The organism is Methylobacter sp. Wu8 (genome assembly GCF_036440755.1).
Lineage (GTDB): Bacteria > Pseudomonadota > Gammaproteobacteria > Methylococcales > Methylomonadaceae > Methylobacter_A > Methylobacter_A tundripaludum_A.
The window spans coordinates 1-25,641 of the sequence record NZ_JAZGVT010000054.1 but is presented as its reverse complement, the minus strand read 5'-3'; the positions used below and the strand labels follow the sequence as shown (position 1 = coordinate 25,641).

General features: G+C 52.4%; 20 protein-coding genes. 14 read left to right on the top strand and 6 right to left on the bottom strand.

The annotated features are described in order from the left end of the window. Nucleotides 1-23 precede the first annotated feature (23 nt). The 8 genes from gmd to V3O24_RS06970 all read left to right on the top strand — a co-directional run bounded on the left by gmd (nucleotide 24) and on the right by V3O24_RS06970 (nucleotide 7,036). Nucleotides 24-1,106: a GDP-mannose 4,6-dehydratase gene (gene gmd, locus V3O24_RS07005; protein ID WP_104423862.1), complete on the top strand. Its 1,083-nt coding sequence runs from the start codon at nucleotides 24-26 to the stop codon at nucleotides 1,104-1,106. 4 nt (nucleotides 1,107-1,110) lie between these two features. Then, nucleotides 1,111-2,043: a GDP-L-fucose synthase gene (locus tag V3O24_RS07000; RefSeq protein WP_104423863.1), complete on the top strand. Its 933-nt coding sequence runs from the start codon at nucleotides 1,111-1,113 to the stop codon at nucleotides 2,041-2,043. A 3-nt stretch (nucleotides 2,044-2,046) separates the two neighbouring features. Further along, nucleotides 2,047-2,790, top strand: coding sequence for a glycosyltransferase family 2 protein (locus V3O24_RS06995; protein ID WP_331306708.1), 744 nt, complete (start codon nucleotides 2,047-2,049; stop codon nucleotides 2,788-2,790). A 15-nt stretch (nucleotides 2,791-2,805) separates the two neighbouring features. After that, nucleotides 2,806-3,936, top strand: coding sequence for a glycosyltransferase family 4 protein (locus V3O24_RS06990; protein ID WP_331306707.1), 1,131 nt, complete (start codon nucleotides 2,806-2,808; stop codon nucleotides 3,934-3,936). Nucleotides 3,937-4,125: 189 nt separating this feature from the next. After that, on the top strand, nucleotides 4,126-4,761 hold the full coding sequence (gene nth / locus V3O24_RS06985; protein ID WP_331306706.1) for an endonuclease III: 636 nt from the start codon (nucleotides 4,126-4,128) through the stop codon (nucleotides 4,759-4,761). 176 nt (nucleotides 4,762-4,937) lie between these two features. Then, on the top strand, nucleotides 4,938-5,339 hold the full coding sequence (locus V3O24_RS06980) for a hypothetical protein (RefSeq protein ID WP_104423867.1): 402 nt from the start codon (nucleotides 4,938-4,940) through the stop codon (nucleotides 5,337-5,339). An 87-nt stretch (nucleotides 5,340-5,426) separates the two neighbouring features. Further along, nucleotides 5,427-6,278: a DUF692 domain-containing protein gene (locus V3O24_RS06975; protein WP_104423868.1), complete on the top strand. Its 852-nt coding sequence runs from the start codon at nucleotides 5,427-5,429 to the stop codon at nucleotides 6,276-6,278. Nucleotides 6,279-6,286: 8 nt separating this feature from the next. After that, entirely contained in the window at nucleotides 6,287-7,036 is a 750-nt protein-coding gene (locus V3O24_RS06970; protein ID WP_331306705.1) for a putative DNA-binding domain-containing protein, read from the top strand. A 94-nt stretch (nucleotides 7,037-7,130) separates the two neighbouring features. Here the strand turns inward: V3O24_RS06970 and V3O24_RS06965 are convergent, their stop codons facing one another. Further along, nucleotides 7,131-7,595 carry a hypothetical protein gene (locus tag V3O24_RS06965; protein WP_331306704.1) on the bottom strand — a complete coding sequence of 155 codons (465 nt, stop codon included), beginning with the start codon at nucleotides 7,593-7,595 and terminating at the stop codon, nucleotides 7,131-7,133. Nucleotides 7,596-7,760: 165 nt separating this feature from the next. On the opposite strand from V3O24_RS06965, the gene glnE reads away from it, so the two are divergent. From glnE to waaC, 4 genes are all read left to right on the top strand, one after another. Further along, nucleotides 7,761-10,664 carry a bifunctional [glutamate--ammonia ligase]-adenylyl-L-tyrosine phosphorylase/[glutamate--ammonia-ligase] adenylyltransferase gene (glnE, locus tag V3O24_RS06960; protein ID WP_331306703.1) on the top strand — a complete coding sequence of 968 codons (2,904 nt, stop codon included), beginning with the start codon at nucleotides 7,761-7,763 and terminating at the stop codon, nucleotides 10,662-10,664. Nucleotides 10,665-10,813: 149 nt separating this feature from the next. Continuing rightward, nucleotides 10,814-11,737 (top strand): branched-chain amino acid transaminase, encoded by a 924-nt coding sequence (locus V3O24_RS06955; protein WP_104423872.1) that lies wholly within the window; start codon nucleotides 10,814-10,816, stop codon nucleotides 11,735-11,737. Between the two features lie 93 nt (nucleotides 11,738-11,830). Beyond that, the gene (gene waaF / locus V3O24_RS06950; protein ID WP_104423873.1) at nucleotides 11,831-12,859 is read left to right on the top strand and encodes a lipopolysaccharide heptosyltransferase II; all 1,029 of its coding nucleotides are present in this window, start codon (nucleotides 11,831-11,833) and stop codon (nucleotides 12,857-12,859) included. Then, nucleotides 12,856-13,899 (top strand): lipopolysaccharide heptosyltransferase I, encoded by a 1,044-nt coding sequence (waaC, locus tag V3O24_RS06945; RefSeq protein WP_331306702.1) that lies wholly within the window; start codon nucleotides 12,856-12,858, stop codon nucleotides 13,897-13,899. Before waaF ends, waaC begins: the two co-directional genes overlap by 4 nt. A gap of 20 nt (nucleotides 13,900-13,919) precedes the next feature. On the opposite strand, the gene rpiA is transcribed toward waaC, so the two are convergent. Next, on the bottom strand, nucleotides 13,920-14,573 hold the full coding sequence (gene rpiA, locus V3O24_RS06940) for a ribose-5-phosphate isomerase RpiA (RefSeq protein ID WP_331306701.1): 654 nt from the start codon (nucleotides 14,571-14,573) through the stop codon (nucleotides 13,920-13,922). Nucleotides 14,574-14,683: 110 nt separating this feature from the next. Between rpiA and recC the strand changes: the two genes are divergently transcribed. Both recC and V3O24_RS06930 read left to right on the top strand, forming a co-directional pair. Then, a complete protein-coding gene (recC, locus tag V3O24_RS06935) occupies nucleotides 14,684-18,073 on the top strand; it encodes an exodeoxyribonuclease V subunit gamma (RefSeq protein ID WP_331306700.1) in 3,390 nt (1,129 codons plus the stop codon). A 354-nt stretch (nucleotides 18,074-18,427) separates the two neighbouring features. Then, nucleotides 18,428-18,757: a DUF1640 domain-containing protein gene (locus V3O24_RS06930; protein ID WP_104423878.1), complete on the top strand. Its 330-nt coding sequence runs from the start codon at nucleotides 18,428-18,430 to the stop codon at nucleotides 18,755-18,757. A gap of 353 nt (nucleotides 18,758-19,110) precedes the next feature. On the opposite strand, the gene V3O24_RS06925 is transcribed toward V3O24_RS06930, so the two are convergent. The 4 genes from V3O24_RS06925 to V3O24_RS06910 form a co-directional block, all read right to left on the bottom strand. Further along, the gene (locus V3O24_RS06925) at nucleotides 19,111-19,629 is read right to left on the bottom strand and encodes a hypothetical protein (protein ID WP_331306699.1); all 519 of its coding nucleotides are present in this window, start codon (nucleotides 19,627-19,629) and stop codon (nucleotides 19,111-19,113) included. A 143-nt stretch (nucleotides 19,630-19,772) separates the two neighbouring features. Next, nucleotides 19,773-22,874, bottom strand: a complete 3,102-nt coding sequence (locus V3O24_RS06920) for a CusA/CzcA family heavy metal efflux RND transporter (RefSeq protein WP_331306698.1) — start codon at nucleotides 22,872-22,874, stop codon at nucleotides 19,773-19,775. Nucleotides 22,875-22,879: 5 nt separating this feature from the next. Then, a complete protein-coding gene (locus tag V3O24_RS06915; RefSeq protein ID WP_331306697.1) occupies nucleotides 22,880-23,989 on the bottom strand; it encodes an efflux RND transporter periplasmic adaptor subunit in 1,110 nt (369 codons plus the stop codon). A 2-nt stretch (nucleotides 23,990-23,991) separates the two neighbouring features. Then, nucleotides 23,992-25,269: a TolC family protein gene (locus V3O24_RS06910; protein WP_331306696.1), complete on the bottom strand. Its 1,278-nt coding sequence runs from the start codon at nucleotides 25,267-25,269 to the stop codon at nucleotides 23,992-23,994. Nucleotides 25,270-25,641: the final 372 nt, after the last annotated feature.

The window sequence follows — 25,641 nt, the reverse complement described above, 5'->3', positions numbered from 1 at the left end:
GATTTTGTTTTTTAGGAGTAGCAATGAAAAAAGCTTTAATAACAGGTATTACTGGTCAGGACGGGGCCTATCTCGCAGAACTCTTATTAAAGAAGGGTTATGAGGTGCATGGCATCAAACGTCGAGCTTCGCTCTTTAATACAGATCGCATCGATCATTTGTATCAAGACCCGCACGTTTCCAATCGTAACTTCATTCTGCACTATGGCGATATGACTGATTCCTCGAGTCTTATCCGCATTATTCAACAGGTTCAGCCAGATGAGATTTACAATCTTGCGGCGCAAAGTCATGTTGCCGTCAGTTTTGAAGAGCCGGAGTATACGGCCAACTCCGATGCTCTCGGCGCTTTGCGTATTCTCGAAGCTATCCGTATCCTTGGGTTGGAGAAGAAAACTCGTTTTTATCAGGCTTCGACTTCGGAGCTTTACGGCTTGGTGCAGGAAACGCCTCAGAAAGAAACAACCCCGTTCTATCCTCGTTCGCCTTACGCAGTGGCCAAGCTCTACGCCTATTGGATTACGGTGAATTACCGTGAGGCTTACGGCATTTATGCCTGCAACGGAATCTTGTTTAACCACGAATCTCCTGTGCGTGGCGAGACATTCGTTACGCGCAAGATTACTCGCGCTCTGGCTCGCATTAAACTCGGCCTGCAAGATTGTCTGTTTCTTGGTAATCTCGACGCAAAGCGCGATTGGGGCCATGCCAAGGATTATGTTGAAATGCAATGGTTGATGTTACAGCAGGATCAACCAGAAGACTTTGTAATTGCCACTGGCGTTCAGTTCAGTGTGCGCGAATTTGTCGATACGGCGGCACAGGAAATTGGACTGACGATCGATTGGAAAGGGACGGGCGTCGATGAAAAAGGGTACGACGCAAACGGCAAATGTATCGTGGCTGTCGACACGCGTTATTTCCGTCCCACCGAGGTTGAAACTTTGTTGGGTGATGCGACCAAGGCCAAGCAAAAGCTGGGTTGGACGCCCCAGATCAGCTTCAAGGAATTAGTCTCTGAAATGATGAGGGAAGACTTGAAGGCAGCAGAGCGCGATGAGCTGGTCAAGAAGCATGGCTACTCAACGTATAACTATCACGAGTAAGTCAATGGACAAGAATGCCAAGATTTTTATTGCGGGCCATCGCGGCATGGTGGGGTCGGCGATTGCTCGCCGATTGGCCGCTGCTGGCTACACGAATTTAATAACGCGTACTCATGCCGAGTTGGATTTAATCGATCAGACCGTAGTCACGCAGTTCCTTGAACACGAAAAGCCGGATTACATCTTTCTGGCGGCTGCAAAAGTGGGGGGCATTCATGCTAACAATACCTATCGTGCAGAGTTCATCTATCAGAATCTGATGATAGAGGCGAATATTGTGCATGCGGCTTGGAAGGCGGGAGTGCAGCGTTTGCTGTTCCTGGGTTCCAGTTGTATTTATCCGCGAGATTGTCCGCAGCCGATCAAGGAAGAATACCTGCTCACCGGGCCTTTGGAGCAAACCAACGAGCCTTATGCGATTGCCAAAATTGTTGGTATCAAGTTATGTGAGAATTACAACCGTCAGTACGGTACTCAGTATGTTTCGGCGATGCCGACCAATCTGTACGGCCCCAATGACAACTATGACCTGAACACTAGCCATGTGCTGCCGGCACTGATTCGTAAGGCGCATGAAGCCAAGGTTCGTGGCGATAAAGAACTGGTGGTATGGGGGTCCGGTAAACCGATGCGAGAGTTTTTATACGTTGACGATATGGCGGATGCCTGTATCTTTTTAATGGAACAAAACATCAGTGAGGGGCTGTTCAATGTCGGCACGGCTGAAGATGTGACGATTCGCGAGGTGGCCGAGACGGTAATGAGCGTTGTCGGCTTTGATGGTGAGATTGTGTTTGACGCCAGCAAGCCCGACGGTACGCCGCGCAAGCTATTGAATGTTGATCGGATGCGAGAATTGGGTTGGCAGGCTAAAACCTCGTTACGCGATGGGATTGCCAAGTCTTATGCGGATTTTTTGACCAAATCGGCCGAGTAAGACATGGTAGAGCCGTTGGTGACGGTTGCGGTTCCCTCTTTTAATCAAGGGCGGTTTTTGGATGATGCGTTGGCCTCTATTTTTCAGCAGGAAATCCCTGTTGAAGTCTTTGTGCTGGATGGTGGATCGTCGGATCATTCTGTTGATGTCATCCGTAAGTGGGAACACCGATTGGCGGGGTGGCGTAGTCACGCCGATGACGGACAGGCCGCAGCAATCAATGAAGGCATTGCTCAGGGGCGGGCACCCTATGTGTGCTGGCTAAATAGCGATGACTGGTTTTTGCCGGGTGGTTTGGCAAAACTCATTGCCGAGTCAGAAAAATATCCCGATGCGCCTGCCGTTTATGGGCGGGCATGGAATGTGGTGCAGAAATCGGGAAAGCGCTATCCGGTATGGGTTGAACCTTTCCTTGAACGGCGCTTGGCGTTGCGTTGCATTATTTCACAGCCGGCGACCCTGATCCGGCGCGCAGCTTGGGAGAGCGTGGGTGGCGTCGATGGTAAACTACATATGGCGATGGATTACGATTTGTGGTGGCGCTTATTCAAGCAGGCTGGATCATTGCAGTTTTTGGATGACTTTGTTGCGGTAAACCGTGAGCATGAGGCTACAAAGACCAAAACCCAGCGTCGGCGACATTACCAGGAGGCGATCAAAGTTGTCCGCAAATATTATGGGCGGGTACCGTTGAAATGGTGGCTGGCTCAGCCTTACGCGGTGTGGTTTAAATCAATATCAGGCTAATTGAAACGAGATTACATGCGGGTTCTACATTTTTTTAAGACGTCCTTCCCTGACACGATGGGAGGCGTTGAGCAGGTTATCAATCAGATTGCCAGGGGAGCCAATAAGCTGGGCGTCAAAACCGATGTGCTCTCGTTAACACCTGACCGTGTGCCGCGCACTATCGAAATCGATGGCTATTTGGCGCATCGCGCTAGGCTTGACTTGCAAATTGCTTCGACGGGTTTTTCTTTTTCGGCTTTTTTGCGTTTTGCGCAGTTAGCTAAACAGGCCGATGTCATTCATTACCACTTCCCATGGCCATTCATGGATGTAGTGCATTTTGCAACGAGGGTGAAGAAGCCGACCGTGGTGACTTATCACTCGGACATCATCCGACAAGAGCATTTACTTAAGCTTTACCGGCCATTGAAGCGAAAGTTTTTGGCGAGTGTGGACCGCATTGTGGCCACTTCACCAAATTATTTGGCCACTAGCGATGTGCTTGGGATGTTCTCAGACAAAGTCAGCGTGATTCCGATAGGGTTAGACAAAGCCACCTATCCCCAAGCGATGCCTGATCGATTGCAGTACTGGCGGGAGAGACTCGGCCCGAAGTTTTTCTTGTTTGTTGGGGTCATCCGTTACTACAAAGGACTTCACATTTTGCTGGAGGCTGCACAAGGGACCGGTTATCCCATAGTGATTGTAGGCGCGGGCCCAATTGAGCAGGAATTGAAATCACAGGCAGCTCGGCTTGGGTTGCGCAATATCCACTTTTTGGGCCAGTTGCCGGATGAAGATAAAGTAGCACTGTTAACGCTATGTTATGGTGTGGTTTTTCCTTCGCATCTGCGCTCTGAGGCTTTTGGTATTTCGTTGCTGGAAGGCGCAATGTACAAAAAACCGATGATTTCCAGCGAAATTGGAACCGGTACTACCTATATCAACGTTGCGGATGAGACTGGGCTGGTTGTGCCGCCCAGCGATCCAGTGGCGCTTCGGCAAGCGATGCGTTATCTGTGGGAGCATCCTGAGGAAGCTGCAGAAATGGGCAGGCGTGCCGAGCAGCGATATTGGGAACACTTTACGGCTGAGCAGATGGTGCAGTCGTATGTTGATCTGTATGAAGAGTTGGTGAGACAGCATCATGACAGGAGTCGCTAATAACAGTTTAGCCAATCCATCGTTTTTAAGCGACATTGCTCTGCCGTGAAGTAAAAGGGAATGGGAGGCAGTTTCCCGCCAAACGACTGTTTCACAAAAATTCTTACACCCTCACTTCAGACATAGCTTGTTCGATCCTTCGATTATGCTGAAAATAGCGGCACACTATCGAGTAAAACCAAATACCGCATGAATCTAAAAAAACGCCTGGAAATTTTTGATCGGCTGGCTTTGGCCATACCTGAACCGACTACGGAGCTGCATTATACCAGCGCTTTTGAACTATTAATTGCGGTCGTTTTGTCGGCGCAGGCGACCGATAAGGGCGTCAACAAAGCGACCGCCAAATTATTTCCGGTCGCCAATACGCCTCAAGCCATTTTGGCGCTGGGCGAGGCGGGCTTAAAAGAGCACATCAAGACCATCGGGCTGTTTAACAGCAAAGCGGCACATATCATCACGCTTTGCAGGCAGTTGCTTGAGAAACATGACGGCCAGGTGCCCCAGACACGGGAAGCGCTGGAAGCGCTGGCGGGGGTCGGCAGAAAAACCGCCAATGTCATATTGAATACCGCTTTTGGGCAGCATACGATTGCGGTGGATACCCATATTTTCAGGGTTGCCAACCGTACCGGCATTGCGCCCGGTAAAAATGTGCTGGAGGTGGAGCGTAAACTGGACAAGTGGGTGCCTAAACAGCATAAGAAAGATGCGCATCATTTACTGATTCTGCATGGGCGCTATACCTGCATTGCCAGAAAGCCGCGTTGTGAGAGCTGTGTTATTGAAGACTTGTGCGAGTATCAGAATAAAACCGGACATTAATATAAAGTATGCACCGGGCTGATAATTTGACGGAGTTTTGTGGTATAGAAGGATATTCATTCTTTATTTAGACGGTTTTGATATGATAAGCAACATTCGATACGTTGCGTATCGATTAATCTCCCGACTTAACCCGCTGGGAGCGGATTGAAACAACCAACACCCCTGGAGTTACAATGAAAAAAATTAATAAAACCCCTTTAGCTGCTGCAATGGGTGCCGCTTTTTTGTCTACATTTGCTGCAACTGCGGTTAATGCAGAAGCCAATCCTTTCGGTATGACTGAATTGTCGGCCGGTTACATGCAAGTTGCCGCTGCGGATAAAGCGGCTGAAATGTCATGCGGTGCGTCAATGGGCGGTATGGAGAAGCCTAAAGCGGCGGAAGGAGCATGTGCGGGCAACAAAAAACCAGATGCAGCAAAACCAGCCGCCGAAGGCAAATGCGGCGAAAGCAAATGCGGCGCGATGATGCAAGACGGCAAAATGAAACCAGGTATGGAAGCGGCCTGCGGCGCGATGATGAAAGGCAAGGAAGGCTCTTGCGGCAATATGTCTAAAGAACCCGCCGGCAAATAAGTCTAAGGCGGTCTTTCCGTTTTTAGCATAAGGAGGGCGTGATCATCATGCCCTCCAGTTCCCATCAAATCACAGCAAGGTGTTCTTATGGACACAACCCAGAATCTCGTTCACGGCGCCGGTTTAGGTCTTAGGCGATCATTTTTAAGCCAGATTGTTGAATCCCCGCCCGAAGAAGTCGGTTTTTATGAGGTCGCGCCGGAGAACTGGATCACCATCGGCGGAAAATTCGGCAAGCAGTTTCGCGCGATGACCGAGCGATTCGATTTTGTCTGTCACGGCTTATCGCTGTCGATAGGCAGCACCGATCCGCTGGATGAAAAATTCGTCCGCGAAGTCAAACGGTTCATGGCCGAACATCAAATAAAATTTTACAGCGAACATTTAAGTTATTGCAGCAAGGACGGGCATTTATACGACCTGATGCCGATCCCGTTTACCTCGGAAGCGGTTACCCATGTTGCCGGGCGGATCAAGCGCGTCCAGGATATTCTGGAGCAAAAGATAGCCATCGAAAACGTGTCCTATTACGCCGCCCCCGGTCAGGAAATGGCCGAGATCGATTTTTTCAATGCGGTTATCGAAGAAGCCGATTGCGATGTGCTGATCGACATCAATAATATTTACGTGAACAGCGTTAACCACGGTTACGATGCCGAAGCTTTTTTAAAGGCCGTGCCTGCGCACCGCATCGCTTACGCGCATATTGCCGGGCATTATGTCGAGGCTGAAGATTTTCTGGTCGATACCCACGGCGCAGACGTGATCGATCCCGTCTGGAAGCTGCTGGGCAAGGCTTATGAGCTTTACGGCGTGTTTCCGACGCTGTTGGAGCGGGACTTTAATATCCCGGAGATGGAAGAGTTAATCAGGGAGGTTAACACCATCAGCGCGATACAAGCCGCTTGGGGAACCCAGCATGCCAAGCAATCCGCTTGAGGGCCGGTATGAGCGTCGATTTTAAAACCAAGCAGAGCGAGTTTGCCGCGTACATCAGAGATCCTGAAAACAATTCGCCGCCTGCCGATGTCCAGCCGCAGCGCATGGCGATGTATCGCGAGCTGTTTTTTAATAATATCGACAGCTTTTTGTCGGCCAATTTTCCGGTGTTGCGGACACTATTGAATGACCGGCAATGGTTTGAGCTGGGACAGGGTTTTTTCGCCAAGCATGTCAGTCGTTCGCCGCATTTTTCAGAAATCCCTGAAGAGTTTTTGGATTATCTGCAAAACGAGCGGGACGGTGCAAATGATTTCCCGTTTATGCTGGAGCTGGCGCATTACGAATGGGTGGAAATGGCCTTGTCCATCGCCAAGGAAACCGTGCATGAAAACCAGCAGAATCTGGATGATTTATTCAACCGGCGTATTCAGTTGTCGCCTTTAGCTTGGCCGCTGGCCTATCAATATCCCGTCCAGCAAATATCCCCCGCTTTTTTACCTGAAACGGCGCCGGAGCAAGCTACCTTCCTGGTTGTTTATCGCAATCCGAATGACGAGGTTAATTTTATAGAAATCACTCCGATCACTTACCGGTTGCTGGAAATAATCCAGGAGCATGAAGGGATATTGGCGGCCGATTGTCTAAAGCAGGTTGCCGAGGAGTCGATGCATCCAAATCCTGAAATGATTATCGCAGGCGGTTTGCAGGTATTAAAAGAACTGGCAGGGAAGACGGTTATTACGGTTGTTGCTTAAGTCCGGTATGGTACCCGACAGACACGCTGTGTTGCCGAAATAAACTTGTTTGAGCGACAGCGAAAACAAGTTTATTTCGGCCTACAATGTTAAATCAATTAGCCTGCGGCACTCTGGTAAAATCCGGTCCTTTAGGCAGGGCGTTCTGTTGCAGGCAATGATAAGCCGCATTCTCATACTTGATAACCAAAGACTGGGCGTTTTTATGCTCGCCGATAAACAGCTGAGCCTCATCGGCAGTCAAATCTTTCATCAAGAATTTGGCTATGCACATGCAAGGCGTGGAATAGCGCGCCTTATCGAATTCTTTATTGGTTGAATTTTTTAATTCCCTGTCTACGCATTGGTCGGCAAAATCATGCTCAAACTTGTGTTTTTGTATATCGGTCACCGGGGTGTCGTGGGAATGATCGAACGGGTTATGCACTTCGGCGGTCGCTGCCGGTTTCGCCGCTGCGGTTTTTTGTTCATCATCCGAACAGCCGGTAACCGATAATGCGATAACCGCGCTGGTCAGTGCAGCAAAAAAGAAGTTCTTGGTAAATGTGGGCGTTTTCATAAGTTTAAATCGTAAATAGTTTAATGAGGATTTGTTCAACTTTATCATTTTATCAAGACTCGTTCTACCCATCTTCGTTGTTCATATCAAGATGTTTACAAATAGCGCTATTCGTTGCGCGCCTGTTTTCGTTATCATGGGTTTTTCCATTGACGCCTTTCAGCCATGTCTTTTATCAAAAATATCGAATCCGAATTTGCAGCGCTACCTGATCAGTTAAGGGCTACGGTGATCGACTCGCTGACTAAATGGGATGAACGGGTTACGGAACTTAAGCTCAATATCACGCCAACGCCGGAGTTTAATGCAGCTATCGTCAAGGTCTGGTGCTCCAGCCTGTTTGTTGCCGAAAGCTGCACCCGCAAGCCTGAGTTGCTGGCCGATCTGGTTAACTCCGGCGATTTGTCGGCGGTTTACAGCGAAAACAATTATGCCGAAAAACTTGTCCTGAGCTCGGCCGAAGGGCTGGCGCAAACCCCGGTTGAGACGCAGGCCGAGTTAATGACGAAATTGCGTTGGTTCCGGCGCAGGGAGATGGTCAGGATAGCCTGGCGGGATTTGGCCGGCTGGGCCGAATTATCGGAAACACTGGCCGATTTATCGCATCTGGCTGACGCCTGCATACAATACGCATTGGATTTTCTTTATCAGGAAGCCTGCGAACTACGCGGCACACCGTTATTGTCGGACGGCAGCCCGCAGCAGATTGTGGTGCTGGGCATGGGCAAGCTGGGCGCTTACGAATTGAATTATTCCTCCGACATCGATCTGATTTTTGCCTACGCGGAAGACGGCGTGTTGCCGGACAGGAAAGAAACGACCTACGGCGAGTTCTTTACCAAGCTGTGCCGCAACCTGATCAAAGTGTTGGACGAGATCACCGTAGACGGTTTTGTATTCCGCACCGATATACGCTTAAGGCCTTACGGCGACAGCGGGCCGATCATCATGACCTTTGACGGCATGGAAAACTATTACCAGACCCAGGCCAGGGAATGGGAACGCTACGCGATGATCAAGGTGCGCCAGGTTGCGGGCGACTTCAAGGTCGGCGCGCAGCTGATGGCCATGTTCAGGCCTTTTGTGTACCGGCGTTATCTCGATTACGGCGCGTTTGAGGAGTTGCGCTCGTTAAAGGCGCAGATCACCCAGGAACTGCGGCGCAAAGACCGCATGGAAAATATCAAGCTGGGGCCGGGCGGCATACGCGAGATAGAATTTATCGGCCAGGCATTTCAACTGATCCGCGGCGGCAACGACAAAGCCCTGCAAACCCGTCCGATTCTGGATGTATTAAGACTGCTGGGTGAGCGGGAGTTGCTGGCGCAACAAGATGCCGATCAGTTAATGCAGTCATACCGTTTTTTGCGTCGGGTTGAAAACCATATCCAGCAATATCAGGATCAACAAACCCACGATTTGCCGACAAACCCGGCAGCGCAACAGATATTGGCGTATTCGCTGGATTATCCAGACTGGCCTAGCTTTAAACAGGATCTGGACAAGGTAAGGACGCAGGTACACGAAGTCTTCGACCAGGTTTTTTCCCTGTCAAAACAGGATGGTTCGACAGGCTCACCACGAACGGCGCAAAGAATTTGGGCTTGTGTCGCCGATGATTCGGAGTTGATGGACCATTTAAAAGAATGGGGCATTCAAGACACCGGCGCGATGCTCGCTGCAATAAAAGATTTTAAGCATTCCGCCGCCGTCAGAAGGCTGACGGCTAAAGGCGCGGGCGTGCTTGACCGGTTAATGCCGCAGTTGATAGAAGCCATGCGGCAGGTTGCTAACCCGGATGAAACCCTGATGCGGATACTCGGATTGTTTGGGGCGGTTGCGGGCCGGAATGTCTATTTATCGTTATTGTCCGAAAACCCCGGCGCCTTGTCGCAATTGGTCAAGCTGTCATCGGCCAGTTCGTGGATTTGCGATTATTTATCGCTGTACCCGGTCTTATTCGACGAATTGCTGGATACCCGCTCGCTTTACGAGCCGCTCAAAAAAGCCGATCTTGACCGGCAACTTCGGGTTTTGCTGGCTCATGTCGAGGTGCAGGATCTTGAGCAGCTGATGGTAGTGCTGCGCCAGTTTAAACAATTGAACGTATTAAGAGTGGCCGCCGCCGATATTATGGGCGTAATCCCGCTGATGGTGGTCAGCGATTACCTGACCTATATCGCCGAAAGCATCGTCAGTCATGTCGTTGAACGCGCGTGGCTGATGCTGACAGACAAGCATGGCCAGCCGCCGGAGACCGATAATACGTCTATCGGTTTTGCGGTCATAGGCTTCGGCAAATTGGGCGGCATCGAGCTGGGTTACGGCTCCGACCTGGATCTGGTGTTTTTGTACGATTGCAAGGACGGCAATGCGATGACTGATGGCGAAAAGCCGATTTCCTGCGGCCAATTTTACGGTCGTCTGGGGCTGAAAGTCAGGCATATACTCGATACCAAGATGTTGTCCGGCGTACTCTACGAAGTGGATATGCGTTTGCGGCCCAATGGCGACTCCGGTTTGCTGGTCAGTCATGTTAACGCCTATGAGGATTACCTGAAAAATCAGGCCTGGACCTGGGAGCTACAGGCGCTGGTCAGGGGCCGTTTTATCGCCGGAGACCCTCAGCTTAAAGTACAGTATGAGGCCATACGCAGCCGGATTTTAAGCCTGCCCAGGGATACAGGCGTATTAAAAAAAGAAGTCCGGGAGATGCGCGAAAAAATGCGCGAGGCTCTGGCTACCAAAGATAAAGACAAGTTTGACCTAAAACAAAGCAAAGGCGGTATTGCTGATATTGAGTTTATAGTACAATTTGGCGTATTGGATCAGGCGGCTCTTAATGTAGCGCTGACGACCTACACCGATAATGTCAGACTGCTTGAAGGCCTGCAACAGCAGGGCTTTATTTCCAAAGCCGATCAGGAAACACTTAAAAACGCTTACTGCACCTATCGGGATTTCGGTCATAAACAGGTTTTACAAGGGGATAAGGCTGTTATAGCCGAGGCCGAGGTCGCCAAAATGAGCGCACAAGTCGAACAGATTTGGCATGGTTACATGGAGTAGGTAATAGACAGGGATGACCTGATTAGGCGGATTAAAACGGTTATCAGTGGTTATCAGTCAAATCCGTGTCGCCTAGAGGCGCCTACTGTTGGCATCCATGTTCCATGCCCTTACATAAATAAACATTAATTTAAGTTGGAGAATAAACGATGACGATGGATGATAGAGACGGCGTTATTTGGCTGGATGGCAAGTGGGTTGAGTGGCGCGAAGCTAAAGTCCATGTGTTGACGCACACCTTGCACTATGGATTGGGCGTGTTTGAAGGCATACGGGCTTATCATGCGGAAAAAGGCACGGCGATTTTCAGGATGCAGGAACATACGGATCGCCTGTTCCGTTCGGCGCATATCATGAATATGAAAATGCCTTACGGTAAAGACGAGCTTAACCAGGCGCATCGCGATGCGGTTGCCAAGAACAACCTGGACAGCGCCTATATTCGCAGCATGTGCTTTTTCGGTTCCGAAGGTATGGGGCTAAGAGCCGACAACCTGAAAGTCCACGTGATGGTCGCCGCCTGGTCATGGGGCGCTTATTTGGGCGCGGACAGCATCGAGCACGGCATCCGCATCCGCACGTCGTCTTATACCCGCAACCATCACAACAGCACCATGTGCAAAGCCAAAGCCAACGGCAATTACATCAATTCCATCCTGGCGTTACAGGAAGCTTTGGCCAACGGTTACGACGAAGCGTTGATGCTGGATCATGAAGGATTCGCGGCGGAAGGTAGCGCCGAAAACCTGTTTATCGTGCGCAACGGCAAAATTTACACGCCTGAAACCACCTCGGCGCTGGAAGGCATTACCCGTGATTCGGTCATCACCATTGCCAGAGAGCAAGGTTATGAAGTGATCGAAAAACGCATCACCCGCGACGAGATTTACGTGGCCGATGAAGCGTTCTTTACCGGTTCTGCGGCTGAAGTAACGCCGATCAGGGAACTGGACAATCGCGCAATCGGTTCAGGCAGCCGCGGGCCGGTCACCGAGAAATTGCAGTCTCTGTATTTCGACTATGTGCATGGGCGCAGAGACGACCATGCCGATTGGTTGACTTACGTTGCTTAAGGTTTTTTAAAAAAATGAACCACGAAGACACGAAGTTTTATGTTTCTTTCTTCGTGTCTTCGTGGTTTATAAAGTATATAGTCATTTAAGGTCTTGAAAAAATATCACAAGATTCTAGTCGTCGGCCCCTCCTGGGTCGGCGACATGGTGATGGCGCAAAGCCTGTTTATCGCGCTGAAAAATGCCCGCCCGGACTGCCGGATCGACGTGCTGGCTCCGTCATGGACATTATCCCTGCTGGAAAGAATGCCCGAAGTGACCCAAGCCATTGCGATGCCGCTGCCGCGCGGTAAGTTCGGCCTGATCGAACGCATCAAACTGGGTAAAAGCCTGCGCCCGGAAGGCTACGATCAGGCCATCCTGCTGCCGAATTCCTGGAAATCCGCAATACCAACGTTTTTTGCCGATATACCCGTTCGTACAGGTTACATCGGCGAATACCGCTGGGGCTTGCTGAACGATGCCAGAAAGCTCGATAAAAAACGGCTGACCATGACCGTGCAGCGGTTTGTCGCCTTGGGTTTGCCCAAAGATGCGAAGTTGCCGCCGGTATGCCCGACGCCTGCGCTAACGATCAGCAAAGACCGGCAACAAGCCGTCATCGATAAATTCAAGCTGATTTCCTCTCCAAGAATACTGGCCTTATGCCCCGGCGCCGAATACGGCCCGGCCAAGCGCTGGCCGACCGAGTATTACGCCGAAGTCGCCCGGCATAAAATCGACCAAGGCTGGCAGGTCTGGCTGTTCGGTTCCGAAAAAGACAAAGCCGACGCCGCGCAAATCAATAAAGCAGCTTCCGGCCTTTGTACCGACTTTACCGGCAGGACATCCTTGGCCGAGGCGGTCGATTTGATGTCGCTGGTTAATAATGTGGTGACCAACGATTCAGGCTTGATGCATGTCGCCGCCGCGCTGGATAAAAAAATCATCGCCATTTACGGCTCATCGGATCCGGGATTTACGCCGCCGCTGAACGATAAGGCCCAGGTTATCTCATTGAATCTCGATTGCGCACCCTGTTTCAAGCGCGAATGTCCGCTGGGCCACACCCATTGCCTGACCGGCATCACACCGGACCGGGTGCTTCAATTGATAGCGCTTACCGAAGCAGAGCCTACATGAAAATAGCGATCGTAAAACTCTCGGCCCTGGGCGACATCGTCCATGCGATGGTCGCTCTTCAATTCATCAAGGCCCGCACCCCGGAAATCCAGATCGACTGGATCGTTGAAGAGCGCTTCGCCGAGGTTTTAAAAAACAATCCCGACATCGATAACATTCTGACGGTTAACCTGAAAGCCTTAAAAAACGATAAGACCGGTTTTGTTCGGCAGCTCAAAAAAATCCGCGGCTACGCAAAAAATAATTATGACTTGGTTATTGATGCCCAAGGGCTGATTAAATCGGCGGTCACCGCCAAACTGGTAGCGGCAGGGGGGCTGGGTATGCCGAAAGCGCGGCACGGAAAGCGCATCGCCGGATTTGATGCCGATTCAATCCGGGAAAAAGCCGCGTCATGGTTTTACGATATTAAAGTGGCGTGCGCTTTTCATGCCAATACCATCGACAGAAATGCATTGGTCCTGTCCAGCCCTTTAGGGTTCGACATCACCAAAGAGCAAATTCTCAACAAAAAGCCGTTTTTGTTCTTCAAAAACGAAGATCCGCAAATTTATGACTACCTGTCAAAAGACCGGAACAATATCGTGCTGGTGATCGGCTCAACCTGGGACAGCCGCAACTATCCGGCGGAAAAATTCGTAAAAATAGCAGAGGCCTTGCAGCAAAACTGCCTGGTCATCTGGGGCAGCGATCAGGAAAAAGCCCGAGCGGAGTGGATGGCGGCGCAATCCGGCCTAATCAAAGTCATGCCCAAACTGGATTTGAACAGCCTGAAAGCGCTGATTGCCAACGCCGATTTGCTGATCGGTAACGATACCGGGCCGACGCACATGGCCTGGGGCTTAAATAGGCCGTCCATCACCCTCTTCGGCCCGACGCCGGTCAGCCGGGTTTACCAGACCGACATCAACAAAGTGGTCAAGTCCGCATCAACCGTCAATCCGTATAAACTCAACAAGCAGGATTATTCGATTCAGGATATTGATGAACAGCAGATAATCGAGCCGGCAAAATGCTTGTTGCCGGCTCGATCAGAGTGAATCAACGCTATAGAAGTTTGTTATCGCGTGATGACTTCATCGCCCTTGCCCACTAACACCACATCCGCAGGACGCATCGCAAAAAGGCCGACTGTCACTACGCCGGTAATGTTGTTGATGATTTGTTCCAGCTTGATCGGATCGATAATGTCCAGGTTATGTACATCGAGAATCACGTTGTGGTTGTCGGTGATAACGTTTTCCCGCCACACCGGTTGGCCGCCCAATTTAACCAGCTCCCGTGCGACATAGCTTCTGGCCATCGGGATGACTTCAACCGGCAGCGGAAATTTACCCAGCACATCGACGCATTTGGTTTCATCGACAATACAAACAAACTGCTTGCTGGCTGCGCCAATGATTTTTTCGCGGGTCAATGCGCCGCCGCCGCCTTTAATCATATGTTTATGCGGCGTCACCTCGTCAGCGCCATCGACATAAACATCCAGCGTGCCGACCGAGTTCAGGTCCAGCACAGGAATGCCGACTTTTTTCAAATGTGCGGTGCTCATTTCGGAACTGGAGACAGCGCCTTCGATCTGTCCTTTAAAATCGGCCAAATAATCGATGAAATGCTTCACCGTAGAACCGGTGCCTACGCCGATAATGGAAACATCTTTAATATAGTGTAAAGCGGCTTGAGCTACTTTTTGTTTTAATTCGTCTTGAGTCATGAGGCTTCCTGATTTTAGTTAAGGGACTGTAAATGGTGTGTGATAATACAGCAGATACCAAGATTCCTCAGCTGATTTTTAAAAAATGCCCACGATAAACTCAAGCGCCCATGTTCATCCTGCACAGCTCCAATAAAACCGAAAACCTGGTCGCCCACCTGTGCGCAGTCATCGAAAACTCGCCGTTGGCCTCGCCTTTTGCGAAGGAGGTCTTCTTGATCCAAAGCCAGGGCATGGAGCGCTGGTTGTCGCAGCAGCTGGCCGGCCGATTCAAGGTCTGGGGGAATTACGAGTTTTTGTTTCCCGGCAAGTTTTTCAGTTCGCTGGCGCAGAACATCGACAGCCGCTTAAGCGATGCGGCTTTCGAGCGTAACTTGATGCTATGGCGGATCGAGGCCTTGCTCAGGCGACTGCCAGGGATGGCGACCGAGACTGCTCCCGGCAGTCCTCGGCATTTCCTCCCTCCCTGGAGGTCAGAAGTGTCGCAATCGGTAGGGAACCGATGCGACCGACTGGACGGCGAAGTGTTTTCGCCGTTAACGCAATACCTGTCCGGCGAGAATGTCGCGTTAAAGCGCTACCAGTTAGCCCAGCAGCTGGCGCAGATTTTCGACCAGTACCAGATGATGCGGCCGGATATGTTGGAGGCGTGGCAAAAAGGCCAGTTGCTGTACCAGACAACAACCGAACGCTGGCAGCAGGCGTTGTGGCTGCAAATAACCGAACAGACCGGCAACAAGCACCGGGGCTCGTTGTGGCTGGACGTGATCGCCAAATTGAATGCCGCGGAGGAAGGCGCATTCAGCGGGCAATTGCCGGAGCGGATTTCGGTGTTCGGGCTTAACACGATGCCGCCGTTATTCTTGAGCTATTTGCAAGGCTTGTCCAAGCATTGCCAGCTGCATCTTTTTCTGCTCAATCCGGCACAGGATTTTTGGGCCGATCTGGCAACGAAGAGACAGCGGGCAATCGACGAAAATTTTACCGGCCATCCGTTGCTGTCAACCTTAGGCCAGCAGGGGCGCGAGTTTCAGGAGATGCTGCTGGATCAGGCGCAGTTCGATTTCGAACCGGAAAGTTTCGAACTGGGCGAGGCGCGCACTCATCTGCAACGGCTGCAAAACGGCATCTTGAATAACCGGCTGGACGGACAGGTCCTGGAACAAGACGCTTCGATCAGCATCCATGCCTGCCATTCCAGGATGCGCGAAGTGGAAGTGCTGAAAAACCAGCTGCTGCAAGCGTTGGAAAACGACCCGTCGCTGGAGCTGCGCGACATTGTGGTCATGGCCCCGGACATCCAGGTGTACGAGCCGTTTATTTCCGCCGTGTTCGACGATATTCAACACGCGATCGCCGACCGAAGCTTGCGCCTGAGCAACAACGCGCTGGACGCCTTCATCCGCTTTTTGGACTTAAGCCAAAGCCGTTTCGGCTGGCAATCGGTGCTGGATTTGCTGGAACAGCCGGTGGTGTATCCGGGTTTCGGTTTGTCCGAGGTCGACCTGGAACTGATCAAACACTGGGTGCAGGATACCCATGTCCGCTGGGGCAAGTCCGCGCAACACAAACAGGAGCTGGGCCTGCCGGAACTGAGCGAAAACACCTGGCAGGCGACGCTGGACAGGCTGCTGATGGGCTATGCGGTCGGCAGCGACCAGGATTTTATTGCAGAGGTGCTGCCCTACAGGGATATTGAAGGTTCCTCGGCGCTGGCTTTGGGCGGCTTGTGCGATTTTATGCAGCTGCTGTTTAAAGCCAGCAAGGAACTGAAACAGCCGAAACCGCTGAAAAGCTGGAGTACACAGCTTTATTACTACGCCGACCAGTTATTGGCGGCTGCGGAACCGGTCGAGCGCCGGCAGCTTAACGAACTGCTGGCGGAATTGTCCGCCGAACTGGCCGCAGTCCATAATGATGACGTCGAGCTGCAAGTGATTATCAGCTGGCTGGAAGGCATGGTTGCCGAGCGCAAATCATCCAACGGCTTTTTGCGCGGCCAGCTGACCTTTTGTTCGATGTTGCCGATGCGCTCGATCCCGTTCAAAGTGATTGCCTTGCTGGGCATGAATGACGGCGAGTTCCCAAAAATCGACCGTCATCCGACCTTCGACTTACTGGCGCACAATTTCCGCAAAGGCGACCGTTCGCACCGTAGCGATGACCGCTACCAGTTTCTGGAAATCCTGTTGTCGGCTAGGCAGCGGCTGATCATGACCTATATCGGCCAGTCGATCAGCCACAATGACGCCATTCCGCCGTCGGTGGTGATCAGCGAATTGCTGGAGGTTTTGCAGTGCTGCGCAAAAAAGCCCTCTCCAGAGGGAGAGGGTGGGGTGAGGGGGAAACAAAATAAGGAAAAAGGCTTATTTGAACCCCCTCATCCCAACCTTCTCCCTGAGGGAGAAGGAGTCCATACTCCAAAGTCAACAGCACTAAAACAGCAGATTGCTCCTATAGACTGGATCACCCGGCATCCGTTGCAACCGTTTAGTCGGCGCTATTTTGACGGTGCGGCGGATTTATTCAGCTTTTCCGAGACCGATTGCGAAACCGCTAGGGCATTGACCGGCAGGGGCGACCGACCGTCCGCCCTTGTCGATTTATGGTGGCAAGGAGCAATCCTCGAAGACGCTGCGGAAACCGAAGTGATCGAGCTCAGCGAATTGTTCAGTTTCTTCCGGCATCCGCAGCGTTATTTTATGCAACGGCAAATGGATTTACGCTTTAGCGGCATGGAAGCCGATGCCGAAGAGCGCGAGCCGTTTAGCGTCGCCAAGCTGGAGGGTTACGCGATTTATCATGAATGGATACACGAGGCGCTAAACGGCAAGCAGCCCACGGTAAAAAAACTGCAAGCCCAAGGCCGGTGGCTGGCGGGCGTACCGGGCGAACTGGAGTTCGACCGCCAACAGCAGGCGATTAATGAATTTGTCCAACGAATAAAGGAAAAAGACTTAGGCGCGTCTTTAGACGATTTGCCGGTAGACATAATCGTCGGGCAATACCGTCTGGCCGGCAAACTCGGCAACCTTTACCGGCACGGCAGCCTCATTTATCGTTACGCCGCTCTTAAGGGCAAGGATTTTGTCTGCGCGCTGTTGCATCACCTGATAATTAACGAAGTCCAGCCGCAACCGACGTTTTTGCTCAGTACCGATGAAGACTTAAGCCTGTTGCCCGAACATTGCCGACCGCAGCAGCTGAGCGCATGGATAGAAATATACCGGCAGGGCCGAAAACAGCCCGATGCATTTTTTGTCGAACCGGCCTTGGCGTACATCAAACAGGCCCACAAACTGCAAATCGGCAGCCGGGCCTCAAAGTCGGCGCTGGATGCGGCAATCGAGCAATTGTCCAGGGCCGTGGAACAGCCTTACGAGCCGGAACTCAGGCGGCTTTACGGCAATGTGGCGGACTTGGGGCAGGTGCTGGGCGAGCCGTTTGAGCTGCAATGCCAAAGCCTGTTGCAGCCGGTTTGGGATGTATTGCATCAATAACAATGGGTTGTTGATCGCTCCCACGCTCCGGCGCTCATCTGTATACAAGTCCTGCCGACCCAAAGAAGATATAGTTCTGTCGGGCATGCTGTTTATGCCCGACATATACGCGCTTCAAATGTCGGGCGACGAAAAGCTGTTGCAACTACCCGACTCGCTTGATTGGTACGGTGCTTTGCCAAGGCAGAGCTCGATCATAGTTCTGGGCTTAGAATTTCCGCCCGACTCGCATTGCAACTTTAAAGCTTAGTGCCGTTACCGCATGACGTAACAGCTGAGGCCGGACACACCGGCTTTTTTGTGCGTGATGACCTTTGCCTATACAATGCATTCTGAATCAATGCAGGTGAAACGATGAATACATTAACTTTCGATACGCATGAATTTGTTAAAAAGCTTAAAGATGTAGGTTTTAGCGAAGAACAGGCGGAAGTAATAACCAACTTACAAAAAACAACATCCAGCAATACCTTGGAGCAGGCACGTCATGATTATGATTTAGATAATTTAGCCACCAAGCGCGACTTAAGGGAACTGGAGTTAAAGATTGAGCTGGTACGTTCCGAGCTAAAGCGTGACATTGCCGAAACTAAAGCGGAGTTAATCCGTTGGGTGGTGGGCGTTGGTGTGCTGCAAACAGTATTGATAACTGCGCTGGTACTTAAATTGGCGGGTACGCATTAAAGTCCCGTCGGGCATGCCGTTTATGCCCGACATATACGCGCTTCAAATGTCGGGCAACGAAAAGCAGTTACCCGACCTACCCGGTAATATCTGAGGTAAAAACCTCGTGTCTTCTCGGTGGTAAATAATTGTTTACAATCGTTTTCCGTACAGCGTTTATTTTCGTGCGGAGAAACATCGCATTGTTGTCTTGGCGGGATAGAACCTAGGGAAGCGCTGAACAAAATGCTTCCGTTCATGATTCGACGGGCTCACCACGAACGGAATCAATACGTTACCGTTCGTCCCGAGCCTGTCGAAGGACTAAATCAGCGCTTCCCTAGCCCTGCGTTCGACTTTAAATATGACGCCTGTTAGCGCCAGCCCAGACCTTGAAGGGCGTCTACAACCAATCCCGTTCCTAGCCTGATTAGCAGGACGTCGTCCGCCACTCGCACGTAACGGTGTCCGGGCAGCGGCGCTCCCAGTTGATTAAGTACTGCCGACGGCAGATCGTAGTAAGTCACGTTGCGGGGCAGCGGTTGGCCTATATTCCACTGTTTTGCCAGTCCGGGCGGAACGCAGCCGTTCTGTTTCTTGGCCAGCCCCGGCGGACAGCGGCCGGTGCGAAACTGCTCGGCATAGTAGTCATGGATCACGGTTCGATGCCTGTCATCGAAATAGCGCTGTTCTCTATGGTCTTGTTCGCCTTTTTGCTGAAATGGCCGATCATCGCGCTCCCTGTCATGACTTTGTTTTTCCCGCCGTTCATGTTTCTCGGCTTTTTCGTGGCCTTTCCCGGCATGCTTGTCGGCTAGAACCGGGGCGGTCGCCAGCATTCCGGCGATTGCAAGGGCTAAGGCGTAACTTGTTTTCAAATAATTGTGCGGCATGTTCTACTCCCGGTAAAAAGTTCACATTCATTCTCCGCTGTGTTTACGCACAATGCACATAAAATTTTTTAAAGTCCGCCATGACATTACGGTTTTGTGATGCCGTAGGGAAAAGGGGGGTCACGACTGATGAATCAAACAGACTAACGGTCTTCCTCGAACCATCGATAAAGCGTAGGCAGCATAATCAGCGTCAGCAATGTTGACGTGATCAGTCCGCCGATAACAACGATAGCTAAAGGCCGCTGGACTTCCGAGCCGGGGCCGGTGGCGAACAAGAAGGGCACCAGCCCGAGCAGCGCGACGGTGGCGGTCATCATGACCGGGCGGAAACGTTGCGCGCAGCCCTGGCGAATGGACTCTATCTGACTGAGTCCGCTGTCGCGCAGGTTGCGGATATAGGAAACCAGCACCACGCCGTTCAATACGGCGATTCCCCACAGCGCGATAAACCCGACCGAAGCCGGCACCGACAGGTATTCGCCGGTGATGAACAAAGATACCACGCCGCCTATCGACGCAAACGGCAGTACCAGAATAATCAGCGCGGCAAAGCGTAGCGAGTTGAACAGCATGAACAGCAGAAAGAAAATCGCGCCGATCGTAATCGGGATAATGATTTTAAGATGGCCCAGTGCGCGTTCCATGTTCTGGAATTGTCCGCCCCATTCCAGGTAATACCCTTCCGGCAGCTTGATCTGGTTGGAGACGGCTTTTTGCAGTTCCGCCACGAAGCTGCCCAAGTCCCTGTCCCTGACGTTAACGCCGACAACGATCCGGCGTTTGCCCATTTCCCTGCTGATCTGCGAAGGCCCGTCATTCAGGCGGATGTCGGCCAGATCGCCCAGCGGTACGCGCGCGCCGTTGGCCGACGTCAGCAGCATGGCGTCAATGGCTTCGATGCTGTTGCGAAAACCTTCCGGTAAACGCACGGTTGCCGAGAAGCGCCGTTCGCCTTCATAGATTTCCGTCGCCGTCTTGCCGCCGATAGCTGTTTCAATGACCTCATTAATATCAGCCGCATTGATGCTGTGTCTGGCGATGGCTTCGCGGTTGATTGTGATCGACAAATACTGCTGTCCGGTCAGCCGTTCCACGCGGATGTCCTGAGCGCCCTGGATAGCGCCCGCAAGCCGGGCGATGTCGTTTGCGGTTGTTTTCAACTGCTCCAGATCGTCGCCGAATATTTTCACGGCCAGATCGGAGCGCACGCCGGTGAGCATTTCGTCCACGCGGTCGGAAATCGGTTGCGCCATCACCACCTGGATGCCGGGCAGATTTTCATTGAGTTTGTCGCGTATCGCATCGGCGATCTGATCCTGGCTCCAGCCTTTAGGCCACTGATCACGGGGTTTCAAACTGACGATCGGGGTCGATTCGTTCTGGCTTTGCGGGTCGGCCGGGCTTTCGCCGCGGCCGATATTGGTCACCGCGAGGCTTACGCCCGGAATCTCCATGACCATGCGCATGGCTTCCATTTCCATTTTTATACCTTCTTGCAGCGATATATTCGGCATCCGGTTGATTGCCGGAACAATGGAGCCTTCCTTCATCTCGGGAATGAAGGCGGTGCCCAAAAAGGGCAGTAATAGCAGTGCGCCGACAAACAGGCCGGCCGCCAGAAAGACGACGGTCTTGCCTTTTTGCAGGGCTATATCCAGCAGCCTAAGATAAGGCTTTTTCATGAACGCAATAATGCGCGTATCGTGTTCTTCTCCATGCTGGCCTTCCAGCAGATAAGAGCATAAAACCGGCGTTAAGGTCAGCGACAGAATCAGCGAAATCAGCAAGGCTATTGCGATCGTATAAGCCAGCGGCGAAAACATCTTGCCTTCCATGCCTTCCAATGTCATCAGCGGCAGGAATACCAGGATGATGATGCCGACGCCGAATAATACCGGGGTGGCGACTTCCTGGGCGGCGGCCATGACCACTTTCACCCGGCTGGTAAAGCGGCCCTTGCGCTCGGTCAGCTGGCTGAAGGCGTTTTCGACCACGACGACGGAGCCGTCGACAATCAGGCCGATCGCGATAGCCAGTCCGCCCAACGACATCAGGTTGGCGGAGATGCCCAGCTGGTTCATGACGATAAAGGTGACCAGCGGCGTAATGAGCAAAGTGCCGACAACGATCAGGCTGGAGCGGATATCGCCGAGAAACAGCAGCAGAATCACCACGACCAGCGCCACGCCTTCGAGCAGTACCTTGGTGACGGTGTGCAACGCGGCATCGACCAGTTCGCTGCGGTCATAGTACGGAACGATTTTGAGGTCTTCCGGCAGCATGTTCTTGTCGTTGATTTCCTGCACCCGTTCCTTGATGCGGCTGACGACGTCTTTGGCGTTTCCGCCGCGCAGCATCATCACAATACCGCCGACCGATTCGGTATAACCGTTTTTTATCACCGCGCCGACCCGCACTTCGTGGCCGATTTTGACCTCGGCGACATCGTGAATGTGGACAGGGACGCTGTGCTGCTCTTTGAGCACGATATTGCCGATGTCGGCGACGTCGCGAATCAAACCGACGCCGCGAATCAGGTATTGCTCGGCGAAATGCGGTAAAACGCCGCCGCCGCTGTTGGCGTTGTTGTGCGCCAGTGCGTTAAAGACCTCGTCCAGCGTGATATGGTAATGGTGCATGCGGTCGGGATTGACCAATACCTGATACTGCTTGTTGTAGCCGCCCTGCGAATTGATTTCCGCAACCCCGGCTATGCCGCGCAACAGGGGGCGCACGACCCAGTCCTGGGTTTCGCGGCGGCGCATCAGCTCTTCCGGGGTCAGCGCGCGCTGCCCGTCGTCAGCTCGCTCCAGTGTGTATTGGTACACTTCGCCAAGCCCCGTGGAAACCGGACCCAATACCGGATTGACGCCTTCGGGCATGTTGTGGCTGACTTCCATCAGGCGCTCCATGACCAATTGCCGGGCAAAATAGACGTCGGTAGCGTCGGTAAACACCAGCGTGATCAGGGACAGGCCGTTTTTGTTTAACGAGCGCATCTCCGTAAGGCCGGGCAGGCCGGTCATTGCGATCTCCAGCGGTACGGTAATAAAACGCTCGACTTCCTCCGGCGAACGCCCGGAGGATTCGGTGGCGATTTGCACCTGCACGTTAGTGACATCGGGGAATGCATCGACGGACAGCGACTGTAGCGCGCGCACGCCAAAAGCCGCCAACGCCAGCGCCAGCGCCAGAATAAGGATGCGGTTATCCAGGCTTCTACGAATCAAGGCTTCGACCATCGGTTTTACTCCAATTCCTTGCGCTGACGTTCGCTGTTAAGATGGAAGCCGCCTTCCACGACAACCTTATCGCCCTGTTTCAAGCCGCCGAGAACGCGGCGGACATTGCCGTAACGAATGCCCAGTTGCACCGGTCTCAGTTGAAATTCTTCCGGCGCGGTCTGGACGAAGACGTGATCGCCGTCATTGACGCGCAGCACCGCCGAATCGGGTAAAACCAGTTCCTGTACGCCCTGCTTGCGAATCAGCAAGGTGGCCAGCATGTTCGGCTTGAAAACACGCTGCGGATTGGGCAGCGCCATACGCACAGTGACGGTACGGGTCTGGGGATCAACCATGTCGTCCACATAAATCAGGCGGCCGCTCAGTTCTTCCCCCGGCAGGGCGGCGATAGTGACCAGCGCTTCATCGCCCTTGTGCGCCCAGCCCGCCTGTTGCTCAGGCAGCTCGGCGACCACCCAGACATGGGACAGGTCGGCTACGGTAAACAACGCATCGGCAGGTTGTACGACTTGGCCGACGGTGACGTTGCGCTCGACAATCGTACCCTGAATGCTGGCGGTAATCGGCAGGAACGAATGGATTTTCTTTTCCCTGGACAGCCTGGCCAGATCGCTGTCCGACATGCCGAATACGCGCAGCTGGTCGGTCGCGGTGCGCAAATCCACGTCGGCTTCATTCAGCATGCTTTCTCTTTCCTGAAGCTCGGCGGCCGCGATCACGTCGCTGGCCAGCAGGCGCTTGGCCCTGTTTACCGCCAGTTGGCGCAGATTGACTTGCGAACTGGTCTTTAGATAAGCCGACTGAGCCATGCCGAGTTCGGTGCTGTTGAGTATCGCCAGCTGTTCGCCTTTACGGACTTCCTGGCCGAGTACGGCCTGGATTTCGGTAATCCGGCCGGTTACCGTTGCGCCGATCCGGGCGACGCGCTGTTGATCCAGGTCGACCCGCGCCGGCAAGCGCAAGGAATCATGCACTTGGCCTTCGCCTATCGCGATGACTTTGATCTGCTTCATCAGTACGGAGTTGGCTTTGACCACCGGTAAGGCATTGTCGGCGTTGCTTGCCGGGGAGATCAGCAGCAGGATAAACAGCAAAGGGTAAAATGATGTCATAGTTACAGATCCTCCAGATCGGTAGCGCGTAAACGGTCCAGGTCAATCAATGCGGCCTGGCGGTCGAAGCGGGCGTTCATATAGTCGCTACGAACGGTGCGGTAGGTGCGTTGGGCGTCGAGATAATCGATAATGCCGCGTTCGCCGAGGCGATAGGCGGATTCGGCGACTTTGAGCACCGTTTCGGCTTCCCTCAGCAAACCGGCATCGAAAGTTTCAACCTGGCGATGGGCTATCCGGTACCGGTTGTAAGCGTTTTCCAGTTCCCGCATGACCGAGAACTCCTGTTGCGTGGCCAATGCTTCGGCTTGTTGCAGCTCCGCAGCGGCCTCGCCGATAGGCCCCTGGCGCTGATTCCACAACGGTAAGGGGACGACAATGTTGACCCGCCACTGCTCAAGTCCCGGATCCCGTTCCGCGCCCGCTTTCAAGGTCGGCTGCGGGTAGCGGAGGTTTTGCTCATACTTGACTTTGGCCTCGGCTTTTTCGATTTCGGCGCGAAACTGCTGCAAGACGGGTTGCTTGTTCAGCACTTCTTCACGCAAACTTTCCAGGGATGGCAGTGACGCGGGTGGTGCGGGCAAGTCGCCCGCCGCCTCATATTGGTGCGGCAAGGCCGGGCCGAACATCATGCGTAGCGCCGATTTGGCGTCATCCACCCGGGTTTCCGCGCTTTCCCGCAGTTTTACTGCGTTCAGCGCTTCCGCTTCGGATTTGACCTGTTCATAACGGGGCGCTTCCCCTACTTCAACCTTGAGTTTGATTTTATCGCGTATCTGCGTCAGTAATTGCTCGTTGTCCTTGCTGATTTGCAGTTCCGCCTGACGCCGCAAAATTTCGTAAAACGCCAGCCGTACCTGGCTGCGCACAGTCAGCCAGACATGGCGGCCGGCTTCATCCGCCGAAGTAATACCGGCTTCGGCAACCTTGCTTCGGGCTTCTCTTACGAACGGCAGGTCCAGCGGTTGGGAGATATAAACCTGCTCATTGGAACCGTTGAGCGCGCCCTGGCCGATGCCGGTCGAAGAGCCTCCGCCTATTTCCAGTTCGGGATTCGGATAGGCTTTGGACGTCACCAAGGCGGCCTGCGCGGACTCCTTGCGGGCTTGAGCATTGGCTAGCGACGGATTGTGCGTTTCAAGCAGATTAAGTATTTGAGCTAAGCTGAGCGTTTCTGCGGACAGGCTGCCATGCCAAAAAACGCTTAGCGTAAGGATGAAACCAAGATATCGGGATGAATTTGACAGGGAGGGGTGAAATGATTTTCCGGGTCTCCGCATAACGTTGCATTCCTGGTTAGGTTATTGAAAGTAAATCGCTATCCATTAAGTAAAAAAATCCGCAGGCTCGGCTGTTTAAGTTAAACAATTTAATTAGCCGCTCGTCCAGTTAGTTGATGCCGAGTTATTGGGCCAAAAACGGTCGTTTGCTAAGTCGCGAAGCTTACGGATTTTCTTGTTTGATAAATTAAAAGCAGGTTTTGTGCCAATTGGGTTATGTGGGCAGGATCCGCTTGCAAAAGTCATGGAGCTATTAAGGAACGTGCATGAAATAACTTGAGCAAGTTTTATTTTTCATTTTTTAACCATGAAGGACATGAAGCGGCATGAAAGGTTTAAGTCTTCATGCTCTTCATGGTAATTGCCTAAATT

What these genes read in the sequence shown, in the direction of transcription:
- gmd (WP_104423862.1), top strand. Translation starts at nt 24, where the DNA reads ATGAAAAAAGCTTTAATAACAGGTATTACTGGTCAGGACGGGGCCTAT.
- V3O24_RS07000 (WP_104423863.1), top strand. Translation starts at nt 1,111, where the DNA reads ATGGACAAGAATGCCAAGATTTTTATTGCGGGCCATCGCGGCATGGTG.
- V3O24_RS06995 (WP_331306708.1), top strand. Translation starts at nt 2,047, where the DNA reads ATGGTAGAGCCGTTGGTGACGGTTGCGGTTCCCTCTTTTAATCAAGGG.
- V3O24_RS06990 (WP_331306707.1), top strand. Translation starts at nt 2,806, where the DNA reads ATGCGGGTTCTACATTTTTTTAAGACGTCCTTCCCTGACACGATGGGA.
- nth (WP_331306706.1), top strand. Translation starts at nt 4,126, where the DNA reads ATGAATCTAAAAAAACGCCTGGAAATTTTTGATCGGCTGGCTTTGGCC.
- V3O24_RS06980 (WP_104423867.1), top strand. Translation starts at nt 4,938, where the DNA reads ATGAAAAAAATTAATAAAACCCCTTTAGCTGCTGCAATGGGTGCCGCT.
- V3O24_RS06975 (WP_104423868.1), top strand. Translation starts at nt 5,427, where the DNA reads ATGGACACAACCCAGAATCTCGTTCACGGCGCCGGTTTAGGTCTTAGG.
- V3O24_RS06970 (WP_331306705.1), top strand. Translation starts at nt 6,287, where the DNA reads ATGAGCGTCGATTTTAAAACCAAGCAGAGCGAGTTTGCCGCGTACATC.
- V3O24_RS06965 (WP_331306704.1), bottom strand. Translation starts at nt 7,595, where the DNA reads ATGAAAACGCCCACATTTACCAAGAACTTCTTTTTTGCTGCACTGACC.
- glnE (WP_331306703.1), top strand. Translation starts at nt 7,761, where the DNA reads ATGTCTTTTATCAAAAATATCGAATCCGAATTTGCAGCGCTACCTGAT.
- V3O24_RS06955 (WP_104423872.1), top strand. Translation starts at nt 10,814, where the DNA reads ATGACGATGGATGATAGAGACGGCGTTATTTGGCTGGATGGCAAGTGG.
- waaC (WP_331306702.1), top strand. Translation starts at nt 12,856, where the DNA reads ATGAAAATAGCGATCGTAAAACTCTCGGCCCTGGGCGACATCGTCCAT.
- rpiA (WP_331306701.1), bottom strand. Translation starts at nt 14,573, where the DNA reads ATGACTCAAGACGAATTAAAACAAAAAGTAGCTCAAGCCGCTTTACAC.
- recC (WP_331306700.1), top strand. Translation starts at nt 14,684, where the DNA reads ATGTTCATCCTGCACAGCTCCAATAAAACCGAAAACCTGGTCGCCCAC.
- V3O24_RS06930 (WP_104423878.1), top strand. Translation starts at nt 18,428, where the DNA reads ATGAATACATTAACTTTCGATACGCATGAATTTGTTAAAAAGCTTAAA.
- V3O24_RS06925 (WP_331306699.1), bottom strand. Translation starts at nt 19,629, where the DNA reads ATGCCGCACAATTATTTGAAAACAAGTTACGCCTTAGCCCTTGCAATC.
- V3O24_RS06920 (WP_331306698.1), bottom strand. Translation starts at nt 22,874, where the DNA reads ATGGTCGAAGCCTTGATTCGTAGAAGCCTGGATAACCGCATCCTTATT.
- V3O24_RS06915 (WP_331306697.1), bottom strand. Translation starts at nt 23,989, where the DNA reads ATGACATCATTTTACCCTTTGCTGTTTATCCTGCTGCTGATCTCCCCG.
- V3O24_RS06910 (WP_331306696.1), bottom strand. Translation starts at nt 25,269, where the DNA reads ATGCGGAGACCCGGAAAATCATTTCACCCCTCCCTGTCAAATTCATCC.